Here is a 13,029-nt window from a genome sequence, read left to right on the forward strand (position 1 = left end):
GGTTCACGAGAGCCTCCTCGACTCGTACTCGGTGTTGATCTTGTCTGCGATGGGGTCGAACTTCGCGGCGGCGTGGCGTGCGTACACCCAGGCGATGCCGAAGGTGGTGACGAACTGGAGGAGGCCGAGGACCAGGCCGATGTTGATGTTGCCGAAGAGGTGCTTGCCCATGAAGTCGCTGGCGTAGGTCGAGAGCAGGACATAGAGCAGGTACCAGACCAGGAACGCGATGGTCACCGGGAACGCGAACGCCCGATAGCGCTTGCGCAACTCCTGGAAGTCGGCCGATTGGTTGAGCTCTCGATAGAGAGGGTCGTTCGGTTGGGCGTGGGTGTGCGCGCCGGGCGCAGCCTGCGGCCGCTGATCCGGCCGCTCATCCGGGTGGTCACTCATGGCGACTCCTGCCTCGGTCGGTGGGTGTGATCGCGCTCACGTTGGGGCATGCACCGGCCCTGGCGGCACACCTTCGGCGTGCTCGCGCGCCGAATGGCGCCGGCTGGATCGGTCAGCGGTGGAATTCGTACGACGAACGGTTCCTGCCGCAGACCTCAGCCGCGGTCCAGGCGCATCGCCTCGGGAGTGTGCAGCCGGACCATGAAGGTGGTCACGCGAGGGGAGCGCGAGCCCGGGGTGAGCAGGGAGACGCCGATCATGGTGACGAAGGCCAGTGGCACGGTCCACAGCGCCGGCTGGGCCAGGAGAGTGTCGGCCCACGAGCCAGCGCCCTCGTCGCTGAAGAACGTGCGTACGACCGCGAATCCCGAGGTCAGACCACCCATCGCGAGACCGGCGAGGGCGCCCGCCGCGGTCAGTCGGTGCCACCAGATGCCCAGCACCAGCAGCGGGCAGAAGGTGGAGGCCGCCACCGCGAAGGCCAGCCCGACCGCGGTCGCCACTCCTACGTCGGCGATCGCGATCGCCAGGAGATAGGGCGCGACGACCGCGACCACTGCGCCCGCGCGGAAGCCGGCCACGCCCGGAAGCCGCGACTCGAAGAGGTCCTGGCTGAGCACGCCCGCGATCGCCACGGTGAGCCCCGACGACGTCGACAGGAAGGCAGCGAAGGCCCCGGCGACGAGCAGCGCCGACAACAGGTCCGCGGCCGTCGCCCCCAGCATGCGGCTGGGGAGTTCGAGCACGACGAGGTCGCTGCGCCCGGACGTGACCAGATCCCCGGCATAGATGCGACCCAGGGCCCCATAGACCGGCGGGAGGACATAGAACAGGCCGATCAGAGCCAGCACCACCAGCGTCGTACGCCTCGCCGCGCGGCCGTCGGGATTGGTGTAGAAGCGCACCACCACGTGCGGCAGGCCCATCGTGCCCAGGAAGGTGGCCGCGATGATCGAGTACGTCGTGTAGAGCGCGTGCGGGCTCTCGGTGGACATCGGGTCGCCCCAGTGGGGCTCCTGGCCGGGGAGGTCGAACGCGGCGCTGGCAGGGGAGACGCCGCCGTCGCCCCACCACACGGAGAGCAGCACGATCGCGGGCACGAGCAGCGCGGTCAGCTTGAGCCAGAACTGGAAGGCCTGGACGAACGTCACCGAGCGCATCCCGCCCGCGAGTACGTTGCCCAACACGACCAGCGCCACCACAAGGCCACCGACGCGCGGGTCGAGCCCGGTCGCCAGACGCAGCGTCAAACCCGCGCCTTGGAACTGTGGGATCAGATAGAGCATCCCGATCGCCACGACCAGCATCGAGGTGAGGCCGCGTACGCGTCGAGACTCCAGCCGCGCCTGGGCGAAGTCGGGCAGCGTGTAGGCGCCGCTGCGGCGCAGTGGGGCGGCGACCAACACCAGCAGCACGAGGTAGCCCGCGGTCCAGCCGACGGGGTACCAGAGCATCTCGGCGCCGAAGGCCAGCACCAGCCCCGCCACTCCGAGGAAGGAGGCAGCGGACAGGTATTCGCCGCCGATCGCCGACGCGTTGAGCGCCGGGCGGACCGCGCGTGAGGCGACGAAGAAGTCCGAGGTCGTCCGGGCCACGCGCAACCCCCACCAGCCGATCGCCAAGGTGGCGACGGCGACCGCGACCACCGCGGCGGCACCGTACGCGTGGTTCACCTAGGAGCCCTCGACGACATCGGCGAACGCCGCCTCGATGCGTTCGGCGCGCCGGACGTGCCAGCGCCCGATCAAGAAGAGCACCGGATAGATCCCGAACGCCAACAACACCCACGGCAGGGGCATCCCGAGCAGGGTCTGATCGGCGAGCCCGGGCGCTTGGTGGAAGACGAGCGGGAGCAGCCCGATCAACACCACGACGAGGCTCAACGTGGCCGCTGCCGCGCGCAACTGGGCACGCAGCAGAGAGCGTACGAAGATCGCGCCCACCTCGGTCTGGGCGTCGATCTCGGTCGCCGCCGTGCGTGGCTGACGACGTCGGTTGCTCGATCTCGGCGCGGTGACCCGCACGCGTGCGGGGCGCCCCGAGTCGGCCTGGTTCACGCCTGCCCCGGCTTGTGGCGTCGTACGAGCAGGTCGCGCAATTCGCGCGTGTGTCGACGGCTCACCACGAGTTCCTGGTCGCCGACCATCACCGTGCAGCGGCCACCTTCCGTACGCACCTCGCTGACGTGCGGCAGCGCGACCAACAGCGAGCGATGGATGCGTACGAATCCCGCGTCTCGCCACTGCTGCTCCAACGTGGCGAGGGGGGTGCGCAGCAGGTGCGAGCCCTGGGCCGTGTGCAGCCGGGCGTAGTCGCCCTGCGCCTCGACGAAGCGAATGTCCGCGCGCGCGATCAGCCGGGTCCGACCGCCCAGCTCTACCGCCACCTGGTCGTCGGCGCGTGGCGCCGTGCGACTGCTGCCCTCGACGATCCGGCGTACGGCTTCGCCGAGGCGCTCTTCGCGCACGGGTTTGAGGACGTAGTCGACCGCGTTGAGTTCGAACGCGTCCACCGCGTGCTGTTCGTGGGCGGTGACGAACACGATCGGCGGGGGATTCTTGAACCGCGACAACACCTGGGCGAGTTCGAGGCCGCTGAGACCGGGCATCGAGATGTCGAGGAAGACCGCGTCGACCTCGCTCTCCTGGAGCAGGCGAAGCGCATCGGTGGCGGAGTCGGTCGTACGCACGGTGCTCACGCGCGGATCGCGACCGAGCAGGAAGCCGAGCTCGTCGAGAGCCGGTCGTTCGTCGTCGATCACGAGCACGCGCAGCGTCATGCCTGCTCCCTCATGCCTGCTCCCTCATGATTGGGTCACTCCCGGTGCGAATTTGGGGACGCGCACGATCACCTTCGTGCCCGCTCCCGGAGCGGTTTCGACCACCAGACCATAGTCGTCACCGAAGGCTCTGCGCAGCCGCTCGTCGACGTTTCCCAGACCGATCGAGTCGGTGTCGGACTCGCCGGCGAGGATGAGTTCGATCGCAGTGGGATCGGCGCCGTCGCCGTCGTCCTCGACGGTGATCACACATTCCCGGTCACGGTCGGCGGCCTCGATCACGATGCTGCCCCCGCCCGTACGACCCTCCATGCCGTGCTTGATCGCGTTCTCCACCAGGGGTTGCAGGCACAAGAACGGGACGGTGATGGGCAGCACCTCGGGCGCAATCCGCAAGGTGACTCGCAACCGGTCGCCGAAACGCGCCTGCTCGAGCAGCAGGTATCGCTCGATCGAGCGCAGCTCCTCGGCCAGCGTGGTGAACTCGCCGTGCTTGCGGAACGAGTAGCGGGTGAAATCGGCGAACTCCAGCAGCAGTTCGCGCGCCCGGTCGGGATCGGTGCGGACGAAACTGGCGATCGCGCCGAGCGAGTTGTAGATGAAGTGCGGGCTGATCTGAGCTCTCAGCGCGCGGACCTCGGCCTCCATCAGCAACGTCCGATTGGCGTCGAGCTCGGCGAGCTCGAGTTGACCCGACACCCAGCCGGCGACCTCGGATGCCGCCCGGATCAGTCCGGCGGTGGGGTAGGCGGTGAGCACCTGGAGCGTGCCGACCAACGCGTCTTCGACGAAGAGCGGGGACACGATGGCATGGCGCAACTCGCAGCTCGACTGGTCGCAGCGGCTGCGTGCAACCTGGGTGGTCCCGCTCTCGATCGCGACGCTCGCGATCTGCGCGACGTGCGGGGTGTGGTGCTCGCCCGCGCCGTCCCAGGCCAGCAGCGTGGTCCCCTTGGTGAGGGCCGCGGCCGGGGTGCCCAGCAAGGAGCGCAGGTGCTTCAGCGAACGTTCGGCGCTGCTCGGCGTGAGTCCCTCGCGCAACGCCGGGCTGGCCAGGCTCGCGGTGTGCAGCGTACGAAAGGTGGCGCGGTCGGCTTCGGTGCCGAGGTGGGCGCGTCGTGGCAGCCAGCGCACCCGGTCACCTGAAGTCGATCAGCAGACCGTCATCGCCGTCGTCGGTGATCGGCTGGTCTTGCGTCGAGGTGGACATCAGCCGATCGATCACCTGGGCGCGGTAACACCGGGTGACGTAGGGCAGTTGCATCCCGTCATAGCCGCGACCGAAGTCGGCATAGAAGTCGCGCACCTCGGCGAGCTTGGCCTCGCGCTCCTCGTCGGGCAGCGTGGAGATGTAGGAGCGTGAGAGCACCAGGTCGTGCAGCACGTCCGGGTCGATGTGCTGCCAGTGCTTGAACTCGTGGGTCTCCACGGGCATGAACCAGTGCAGGTGGTCATAGGGCGCCTGCACTGGGGTGATCGGGTCGAAGTCGTGCTCGGCGTTGCCGATCAGTCGCCCGAGTCGCTTGACCCACGGGATCCGGTCGTCGCGGAAGTTCCACAGCAAGCCCAGGCGGCCGCCGTTCTTGAGCACGCGAGCGATCTCCGGGATGGCGCGCTGGTGGTCGAACCAATGAAAGGCCTGACCGGCGATCACCACGTCATAGCTGTTGTCGGGTGCGGTGATCTCCTCGGCCCCGCCGCGAGAGGCGCGTACGTCCGGCAGGTTCGTGCGCAAGACCGCGAGCATCTCGGGGTCGGGTTCGGTGGCGTGCACGTCGTGGCCCAGGTCGACCAGGGTCCGGGTGAGTTTGCCCGTCCCTGCGCCCAACTCCAGCACCGTCGTCGGATGCTCGCCGACCAACCAACGCACCGCATCGGGGGAGTAGTCGGGGCGCCCGTGGTCGTACGCCTTCGCGACGGCGCCGAAACTCCGGGCGAGGTCAGGAGTCTCGCTCACCTGCCAAGCGTCGCACAGCCGGGCCCGCACGGTGGCGAGCCCGGCGCGGTGTCGCGAGGGATCATGGAGCCGTGTAGGCCCAGGTGAAGTAGACGCTGGTCTTGGTCGACGCGGCGACCGCGACGTCGACGTAGAACGCGCGGGTGCGAAGCGCGGAGTGCGACCAGGTTCGGCCACTAATGCCCGTGGCGGCTCCGAAGCTTCCTTGGTAGAGGCAGACCTTGCCAGCAGGCGCGGTCGGGTTCGCGTACGAGCCCGTGCAGGTCGCGTCGTCATCCGACGAGACGGTTGAGGAGTCAGGCGCCCAGTTGATCACCGTCAGCGCCGTCGGCGCCTCCGCGGGCAACGTGATGTTGACGGGCTCGTCGCCCGTGACGGAGAAATACTCCTGACCCTTCACAGTGACCCCAGACGGGATCTTGTCCCAGGCGCTGAAGCCGCGAGGCCCCGTGGCGCCCGCCGGGCCGGTGGCTCCCGTCGCGCCGGTGGCCCCCCTGGGTCCGACCGGACCGGCAGGCCCAGCGGGACCGGCAGGCCCAGCGGGACCGGCAGGCCCAGCGGGTCCCGGCACACCGGTGCCCACCTGGTTGAGCTTTGTCTTGACCTTGGCGGCCAGGTCCTTCTCCTTGACCGCGTTGTTCTTGATGTGTTTGGACACGATCGCGTTCTTGGCGATCTGCTTGCCGGTGATCAGACCGGCGGCGTGAGCGCCGCCGAAGCCCACGACGAGAGCCAGCGCCAACGTCGAGGTGACGCCGGAGTAGGTGGGGCGAATCTTCATCCGAACCTCCAAGGGTGGGGTGAGGCCTTCGAGTCTTCGTCTGATCCGTCGAGGTGTCGGTAGTGCTGGCCCTACTTCTGGGCAAAATCTCTCGCGATTAGCCTTGCTGGTCGTGACCGACTTAACCGTCGCCGACCTCGCCCGGCTCGAAGGCGTGCCCTCCGCGATGGCGTCGGCTCGCGACGGCATCGACGTCCTGCTCCGTGACCGAGGCCTTCGTCGTACGCCCGCCGACGCAACGGCAGACTCGTTGCTCAAGGGGGCGTACGCGAGCGCGGTGCTCGCGGACAGTGTGTCCTCCTGGGAGGACGTCGACGCTGGGCGTGGGGATGAGACGGCGCAGGCCGCCCTGCGGATCTCGACCGAGTTGCTCGCTCTGGTGCCGACCTTGAAGCGATCGCCGCTGCAGGCCTTCGCCCGGATCCATGCGCTGGCCGCGGTCGACGCCCCGGAACTCGCGGGGCGACCGGCCGGTCCCGAGGCGGCGCAACGGCTCCAGGAGCTCGGGCGTTTGCTCCTGGCTCGTGGTGACGTGCCCGCGCTGGTGTTGGCGGCGGTGGCGCACGCCGAGTTCGCGACCGGAGGCTTCTTCGCCTCGCACAACACTCTCGTGGCTCGCGCGGTCGAGCGGCTCGTGCTCGTCGCCACCGGCGTGGACGAGAAGTCGCTGATCGTGCCGGAGGCCGGACACCTGGCGCACCGGGCGGCGTACGAGTCCAATCTGCGCGGCTGGGCCGCTGGCTCGCGCAACGGACGACACTCCTGGCTGCTCTACGCGGCCGAGGCGTACGCCGCCGGTGCGGAGGCCAGCCCGCTGAAACAGGGCTGAAATAGGTGCGGCGGCGGGAGCTGAAGCTCACCGCCCCATGAAAAATAGGTGCGGCGGCGGGAGCTGAAGCTCACCGCCGCCGCGTCACGTGTCCCTGTCGGCTACCAGGCGTGCATCACCTTGTGCGCTCCCAGGAATGTCCTGGATAGTCGCGCCCTGTAGGAAGGGTCGATCGCCGCGTGGGTACCCGGTACACGTGAGTTCTGGAGTTGTGATGGAGCCTTGTCTACGCCGTTTCGGGTCGCCGTTCAAGGCTTGACTTTTCCTTGTGGATGAGATGGTCAGGCGTCGAGACGGCGACGGCGTGCGTTCGCCCAGATGGCACCGCCGACGGCGAGCGCGCCACCGATCGCGAGCGCCGTCAGTGTCGGCATCGCCACCCGCGACATCCGAGATTTCAAGCCGACCGGCCGCGCGAACGTCAGCGTCGGCCAATCGCGCTCCTCGCAGATGCGGCGCAACTCCTTGTCCGGGTTGACCGCGTGCGGATGCCCGACGACCTCCAGCATGTGTACGTCGGTGATCGAGTCGGAGTAGGCATAACAGCCGGACAGGTCGTAGCCGCGTTGGTCAGCCAGGGCGGTGATCGCGCGGGCCTTCTCCTCGGCGTACGCGTAGTAGTCGATCTCGCCGGTGTAGCGCCCGTCGACGACTTCCAGATGGCTGGCGACGACGTGGTCGGCACCGAGCAACTCGCCGATGGGCACGACCACGTCGGCGCCCGACGCCGACACGATCACGATCTCGCGACCCGCGAGTCGGTGCTCCTCGATCAGCTCGACGGCCTCGTCGTACACGATCGGATCGACCACGTTGTGCAACGTGTCGGCGACGATCTCGCGGACCGTGGCGACGTCCCAACCGGCGACGAGTTGGGACATGAACTGGCGCATCTTCTCCATCTGGTCGTGATCGGCGCCTCCGACCAGGAAGACGAACTGGGCGTACGCACTGCGCAACATCGAGCGCCGGGTGATCAGGCCTCCGGCGCGGAAGGGCTTGCTGAAGGCCAGACTGCTGGACGCGGCGATGATCGTCTTGTCGAGGTCGAAGAACGCCGCACTTCGTGCGCCTGGAGGCATGGCGTCATCGTAGGCGTTATCCACAGGCAGACGACCAGTCTGTTTGTGGCGCGCGTTTTGCGGCAGGTGTGGTGTCATGAGCGCACCGCTAGTGATCACCCAGGACCCGCACCTGCACGACCAGGTCAGCCGACTCGCTGCGGCTGCCGGTGTGGAGATCTCCGTCCAGCCCGATGTGGGCGCCAGCCTGGGAGACTGGGCCGCCGCCGCGTTGGTCCTGGTCGGGGCCGACTGCGCCGACTCGTTGGCCGCGTTGCTGCCACCGCGGCGCGAAGGCGCCTACGTGGTGTGCGAGGGACCGGCGCCGCATCAGCTCTTCGAGCAGGCGTTGCGTCTTGGTGCCGAATCGGTCGTCTCACTGCCGACGTCGCAGACCTGGCTGGTGGAGGTGCTGACCGACGCGGGGGACCTCGCCCCGACTCGCGGGCGCACGATCTCGGTGATCGGTGGGGCTGGCGGCGCTGGGTCCACGACCTTCGCGTGCGCACTCGGGCAGGTGCTGGCACGGCAGTCGTCGGTGCTGATGCTCGATGCCGACCCGCAGGGACCGGGGCTGGATCGGGTGCTCGGGATGGAGGATCTGGCGGGCGTACGCTGGGACTCGCTGATGCACACGACCGGTCGGCTGAGTGCGCGCTCGCTGGCCGATGCGGTGCCGCGCCGTCGCGGTCTGGGTGTGGTGACGTGGCCCGCGGGTGCGCGTGGTGCGTTGCCGGTCTTCGGCTTCCGCGAGGTGCTGTCGGCAGGCGTACGCGGGCACGGCCACGTGGTGATCGATCTGCCCCGCGCGCCCGGACCGTTGGCGCAGGAGGCTTTCGTACGCTCCGATCACCTGGTGATGGTCGTCTCGGCCTCGCTGACGGGCCTGGCTTCTGCCGCTCAGGTCGCAGCTCGGCTGCCGGCCGGGACCGACACCGGACTGGTCGTGCGGGGTGAGGCTTTCACGGCCGCCGAGGTCACGGCCGCGGTCGGGTTGCCCGTCTGGGCGATGATGCGCGACCAGCGTGGGCTGACCGAGGCCATCGACCTGGGACTGGGTCCCGTACGAGGTCGTCGCGGTGCGCTCACGGCCGCCAGTCGCGAGGTTCTGGACGGGCTCGCCCTCAGGGAGGCGGCGTGATGGATACCGAATTCGACCCCGCACTGCTAGAACGTGTCAAGCAACGTTTGGCGGCATCGCCCGGACCGCTCGATCCGGCCCGCGTTGCGGCGGCGCTGAGAGAGACCGGCGTCCCGGTCGGTGACGCGACGGTTCTTGCCATCCACGACGCCCTGCGCCGCGACGTCCTGGGCGCGGGTCCGCTGGAGCAATTGCTGCAACTGCCCGGGGTCACCGACGTGCTCGTCAACGGACCGGCGCAGGTGTTCGTGGACGCCGGTGACGGACTCACCCTCGCCGACGTCACCTTCCCCGACGACGGTGCCGTCCGCCGACTCGCTCAGCGCCTCGCCGCCGGGGTCGGTCGTCGCCTCGACGATGCCTCTCCGTGGGTGGACGCGCGCCTCAAGGACGGCACCAGGTTTCATGCGGTCCTGGCGCCGGTGGGACGTCCCGGAACCTTGCTCTCGCTGCGGATCCCGGCGAGGAAGGCATTCACCCTCGACGACCTGGTGGCGGCGGGCTCGATCACCTCGGCCGGTGCACGGTTGCTGGCACGCATCGTCTCGGCCCGGTTGGCGTTCCTGATCAGTGGTGGCACCGGCACCGGCAAGACGACGCTGCTGGCCAGGGTGCCGCCGCGCGAACGGCTGGTGCTCGTCGAAGACGCGGCCGAACTTTCGCCTGTCCATCCCCACGTCGTGGCGTTGGAGGCCAGGCCGGCGAACCTCGAAGGCGTCGGCGCGGTGACGCTGCGCGATCTCGTACGCCAGGGGTTGCGAATGCGCCCCGACCGACTGGTCGTGGGGGAGTGTCGCGGCGCGGAGGTCACCGACCTGTTGGCGGCGCTCAACACCGGGCATGAGGGCGGCTGCGGGACGATCCATGCCAACTCTGCGGGTGACGTACCTGCGCGGATCGAGGCGCTGGCGTTGGCGGCGGGCCTGACCCGGGACGCCGCACACAGCCAACTGGCTGCTGCGCTCGACGCGGTGATCCACGTCGGGCGCGACAAGGAGGGGCGACGGCGGGTGCTGCAGGTGGGCGTACCCCGTCGCGGCACCGATGGCCTGGTGCAGATCGAGTGCGCAGTGTCGTTCGACGACCAGACCCTGGTCGAGGGACCGGCTGCGGGCGTCCTGGCGCACCGGTTGACGGCATGACGGTGTTGTGGGCGCTGGTCCTCGGCGCAGTCGCCGGGGGACTCGCGTTTCCACGCACCGGACGACCGGGCGACCGTCGCGTCGCGCGGGCGGTGGTCGTGGTGCTGGCGTGCGTGGGGGCCCTGATCATGGGTGACTCTCTGACCGCGCAACGTGCCGGCTTGCTGGCCGTCGCCGGGGTCGCCGCGGCCGGATCCTGGCAGCTGTGGCGATCGCACGGGTTACGGCGCCGGGAGAGGGCTGCCAGAGCCGCGGTCGCGGAGGGTGCCGCGCTGCTGGTGTCCGAGTTGCGTTCCGGGGTGACGGCCGATCAGGCCCTCGCGCGGGTGGCCGAAGAGGTCGAGGTCTACCGCCCGATCAGCCGCGCAGCCGCACTCGGAGTCGACGTGCCGGCGGCGCTGCGTACGGCTGCTGCGGGTCCTGGCATGGAACAACTGGCGCTGATCGGAGCGGGCTGGGCGGTCGCCCGGCGTACGGGTGCCAGCCTGACCAGCACCCTGAGCCAGGTCACCTCGTCGCTGCGCGCCCAAGAGGCGACCGATCGACTCGTCGAGGGCGAACTCGCCTCTGCCCGCGCTACCGCCAAACTCGTGGCGGTGCTCCCGGTCGCGGCTTGGGGCATCGGCAGCGGTGCGGGCGGTGATCCGTTGGGATTCCTGCTCGGCACCGGGTGGGGGCTGGTCTGCCTCCTGCTCGGTCTGGCATTGACCTGGGGCGGAATCGCGTGGATCTCGGCTCTGACCGCGCGTGAGGGATGAGGCGCTGAGATGCAGGACCCGACCTCCGGATTGGTGATCGGCGCCGCGATCTGCGCGGGGCTGACGGTCTGGCTCACGGTGCCACCGCGAATCGATCCGGCACCGGTGCCGGCGAGGGCTGTGCCCGGTGCATCCCGTCGCCCTCAGTGGGCGCCGGTGGCAGCGGCCTTCGGCACCTGGGCGTTCGTGGGCGGCGTCCAAGGCGTCGTCATCGCCGCGGTCGTCGGGGTTGTCGTCGCGGTGATCGTGGCGCGCGCCGAGGATCCCCACGCGCGGCGTCATCGAGTGGCGGTCGAACGCCAACTGCCTCACGTCGTACTCATTCTCGGCTCGGCTCTCAAGGCCGGTGCGCCGGTCGGGCGAGCGCTCGAGGTGGTGGGCGAGGCGTTCCCGGGCCCTGCTGCCGACCAACTCGCCGACGTCACCGCGCGGCTACACCTTGGTGTCGATCCGGCCGTCGCTTGGGAGCATCTTCGCGCCGACCCCTCCCTGGCACCTCTGGCGCGGGTGATGGCCTCGTCTGCTCGGTCGGGGGCGCCGGTCGCCGAGGCCGTCACCCGCTTGGCCGAGGACCTGGCCGAGCAGTCTCGCGCTCGCGACGAGATGCGGGCGCGCACTGTCGGCGTACGTGCGGCGGTGCCGCTGGGATTGTGCCTGCTGCCCGCGTTCCTCGTCCTGGGCATCGTGCCGGTCGTCGCCGGTCTGCTCACCACCTTGCTCGAATAGGCCACTTCTTCTCCACAGGACCCACTCGGGAACGGTTCTCCACAGCGGTCGGTCCAACGCCAGCAGCCACGGCCGATCCAGAGCACAGTGGGCCTTCTTGCGGCTCGACGGGAGTCGCCTCTCGGGAAGGAAATCCCTCATGACTGGACCTACTGCTGCCGGACCTTCTGCTGCCGGACCTACTGCTGCCGGACCTTCTGCTGCCGGACCTACTGCTGCCGGACCTACTGCTGCCGGAGTGACTGCTGTCGCCTCGACTGCGAGCAGCGACGAGCGCGGCATCACGACCGCCGAATACGCGGTCGGCACCGCGGCCGGTGCCGGACTGGCCGGGCTGCTCTACAAGTTGTTGAGCGGTGGCTTCGGCGAGGGCCTGCTCAAGAAGTTGTTCGACCACGTGCTCAGCCTGCTCGGCATCGGCTGATGCGACGGCGTGGCGAGCGTGGTGTCGTCACCGCCGAGTTGGCGATGGGGCTACCGCTGCTCCTCGCGCTGACCGTGGCATTGGTGTGGGTGCTCTCGGTCGGCTATGCCCAGATCAGGCTGGTCGACGCGACGCGGGAGGCCGCGCGGGCGTTGGCGCGTGGCGACTCCGAGGAGCAGGCGCGCCGAGCAGCCGTACGCGTGGCGCCCGAGGGGGCCAGCTTCGCCTTCGGCACCGCCGACGGGTTGGTCACCGTGCAGGGCCGAGCACGCGTGGACGATGCCGGACTCGCCATCAGGGTGGCGCCCTCCGTAAGGCTTCGTGCCGAGGCGATCGCGTTGGCTGAGGAGGACCGGTGAGACGACGCAACGCGCGCGGGTCGGGCACGCAACTGATGGTCGCCTTTGCCGGGGTCCTGCTGCTGGTTGGCGCCGCTGTGACCGTCGTGGCGGCCATGCTGGTGGAGCATCGCCGAGCCCAGAGTGCCGCTGACCTCGCGGCGCTCGCGGGAGCGGCGGCGCTGCTAGACGGGCGGGCCGGGTGCGAGGTCGCCCGCGACGTCGCAGCACGCAACGGCGCGGCTGTCGTCTCGTGTGTCGTGGACCGGCGGGAGGTGGTGGTGCATACGCGCATCAAAGGTCCGCGGTCCTTGGGGCAACGCGGGGACCTCGAAGGTCACGCCAGGGCCGGGCCCGTCAGTGGCTGACGCAATGGCGCGTCAGTGTTCCTCGTCGCGCTTGCGGTCCGCTTCGACCCGATCGAGCTTCTCGTTGAGTGCCGCCAGTTCCCTGCGTTCGCGACGGTGGGCCAGGCTGCGCTTGGTGCCGAACTTGAGGATCGAGATGCCCGCCATCACGGCGGCGCCGGACGCGACGCCGATCAGGAAGAACGCCATCGGCGAGATGTCGATGCCTAACCAGGCCACGGCGTCCGGATTGTCGGCGCTGACCTCGGAGAGGAAGACGCCCGAGAGGATGGCGAGCACACCGAGAAGAATGAAGAGCAAGCCCACGATGACCATGGGTGCACAGTAGGGGA

17 protein-coding genes are annotated in these 13,029 nt (G+C 69.4%); 8 read left to right on the forward strand and 9 right to left on the reverse strand.

All coding sequences use genetic code 11. From position 1 onward, the window contains the following. Positions 1-3: 3 nt before the first annotated feature. From V9G04_00475 to V9G04_00505, 7 genes are all read right to left on the reverse strand, one after another. A complete protein-coding gene (locus V9G04_00475) occupies positions 4-393 on the reverse strand; it encodes a DUF485 domain-containing protein (protein MEI2711791.1) in 390 nt (129 codons plus the stop codon). A 155-nt stretch (positions 394-548) separates the two neighbouring features. Further along, positions 549-2,066 (reverse strand): cation acetate symporter, encoded by a 1,518-nt coding sequence (locus V9G04_00480; GenBank protein ID MEI2711792.1) that lies wholly within the window; start codon positions 2,064-2,066, stop codon positions 549-551. Further along, positions 2,067-2,450, reverse strand: a complete 384-nt coding sequence (locus tag V9G04_00485; GenBank protein MEI2711793.1) for a hypothetical protein — start codon at positions 2,448-2,450, stop codon at positions 2,067-2,069. It lies immediately after the preceding gene. Further along, positions 2,447-3,172: a LytTR family DNA-binding domain-containing protein gene (locus tag V9G04_00490; GenBank protein ID MEI2711794.1), complete on the reverse strand. Its 726-nt coding sequence runs from the start codon at positions 3,170-3,172 to the stop codon at positions 2,447-2,449. Before V9G04_00490 ends, V9G04_00485 begins: the two co-directional genes overlap by 4 nt. Before the next feature lie 24 nt (positions 3,173-3,196). After that, positions 3,197-4,306 carry a histidine kinase gene (locus tag V9G04_00495; GenBank protein ID MEI2711795.1) on the reverse strand — a complete coding sequence of 370 codons (1,110 nt, stop codon included), beginning with the start codon at positions 4,304-4,306 and terminating at the stop codon, positions 3,197-3,199. A gap of 4 nt (positions 4,307-4,310) precedes the next feature. After that, positions 4,311-5,129: a class I SAM-dependent methyltransferase gene (locus V9G04_00500; GenBank protein MEI2711796.1), complete on the reverse strand. Its 819-nt coding sequence runs from the start codon at positions 5,127-5,129 to the stop codon at positions 4,311-4,313. Between the two features lie 61 nt (positions 5,130-5,190). Further along, on the reverse strand, positions 5,191-5,910 hold the full coding sequence (locus tag V9G04_00505) for a hypothetical protein (GenBank protein MEI2711797.1): 720 nt from the start codon (positions 5,908-5,910) through the stop codon (positions 5,191-5,193). A 112-nt stretch (positions 5,911-6,022) separates the two neighbouring features. Here V9G04_00505 and V9G04_00510 point away from each other — a divergent pair, with 112 nt between their 5' ends. Next, complete coding sequence (locus tag V9G04_00510; GenBank protein ID MEI2711798.1) at positions 6,023-6,739, forward strand: oxidoreductase; 717 nt, start codon at positions 6,023-6,025, stop codon at positions 6,737-6,739. A gap of 281 nt (positions 6,740-7,020) precedes the next feature. Here V9G04_00510 and V9G04_00515 read toward each other — a convergent pair whose 3' ends face one another. Next, the gene (locus V9G04_00515) at positions 7,021-7,821 is read right to left on the reverse strand and encodes an HAD family hydrolase (GenBank protein MEI2711799.1); all 801 of its coding nucleotides are present in this window, start codon (positions 7,819-7,821) and stop codon (positions 7,021-7,023) included. 76 nt (positions 7,822-7,897) lie between these two features. Between V9G04_00515 and ssd the strand changes: the two genes are divergently transcribed. The 7 genes from ssd (at position 7,898) to V9G04_00550 (ending at position 12,697) form a co-directional block, all read left to right on the forward strand. Next, positions 7,898-8,941: a septum site-determining protein Ssd gene (gene ssd / locus V9G04_00520; protein MEI2711800.1), complete on the forward strand. Its 1,044-nt coding sequence runs from the start codon at positions 7,898-7,900 to the stop codon at positions 8,939-8,941. Continuing rightward, positions 8,941-10,083 carry a TadA family conjugal transfer-associated ATPase gene (locus tag V9G04_00525; protein MEI2711801.1) on the forward strand — a complete coding sequence of 381 codons (1,143 nt, stop codon included), beginning with the start codon at positions 8,941-8,943 and terminating at the stop codon, positions 10,081-10,083. The genes ssd and V9G04_00525 overlap by 1 nt, the downstream gene beginning before the upstream one ends. After that, complete coding sequence (locus V9G04_00530; protein ID MEI2711802.1) at positions 10,080-10,841, forward strand: hypothetical protein; 762 nt, start codon at positions 10,080-10,082, stop codon at positions 10,839-10,841. The genes V9G04_00525 and V9G04_00530 overlap by 4 nt, the downstream gene beginning before the upstream one ends. A gap of 9 nt (positions 10,842-10,850) precedes the next feature. Then, on the forward strand, positions 10,851-11,567 hold the full coding sequence (locus tag V9G04_00535) for a type II secretion system F family protein (protein ID MEI2711803.1): 717 nt from the start codon (positions 10,851-10,853) through the stop codon (positions 11,565-11,567). Positions 11,568-11,706: 139 nt separating this feature from the next. Further along, on the forward strand, positions 11,707-11,991 hold the full coding sequence (locus V9G04_00540; GenBank protein ID MEI2711804.1) for a DUF4244 domain-containing protein: 285 nt from the start codon (positions 11,707-11,709) through the stop codon (positions 11,989-11,991). Further along, the gene (locus V9G04_00545; GenBank protein ID MEI2711805.1) at positions 11,991-12,350 is read left to right on the forward strand and encodes a TadE family type IV pilus minor pilin; all 360 of its coding nucleotides are present in this window, start codon (positions 11,991-11,993) and stop codon (positions 12,348-12,350) included. The genes V9G04_00540 and V9G04_00545 overlap by 1 nt, the downstream gene beginning before the upstream one ends. Beyond that, positions 12,347-12,697, forward strand: a complete 351-nt coding sequence (locus tag V9G04_00550) for an Rv3654c family TadE-like protein (GenBank protein MEI2711806.1) — start codon at positions 12,347-12,349, stop codon at positions 12,695-12,697. The genes V9G04_00545 and V9G04_00550 overlap by 4 nt, the downstream gene beginning before the upstream one ends. Before the next feature lie 12 nt (positions 12,698-12,709). Here the strand turns inward: V9G04_00550 and V9G04_00555 are convergent, their stop codons facing one another. Further along, positions 12,710-13,012, reverse strand: a complete 303-nt coding sequence (locus V9G04_00555) for a hypothetical protein (GenBank protein ID MEI2711807.1) — start codon at positions 13,010-13,012, stop codon at positions 12,710-12,712. Between the last annotated feature and the right edge of the window lie 17 nt (positions 13,013-13,029).

The organism is Nocardioides sp. (assembly GCA_037045645.1).
Taxonomy (GTDB): Bacteria; Actinomycetota; Actinomycetes; order Propionibacteriales; family Nocardioidaceae; genus Nocardioides.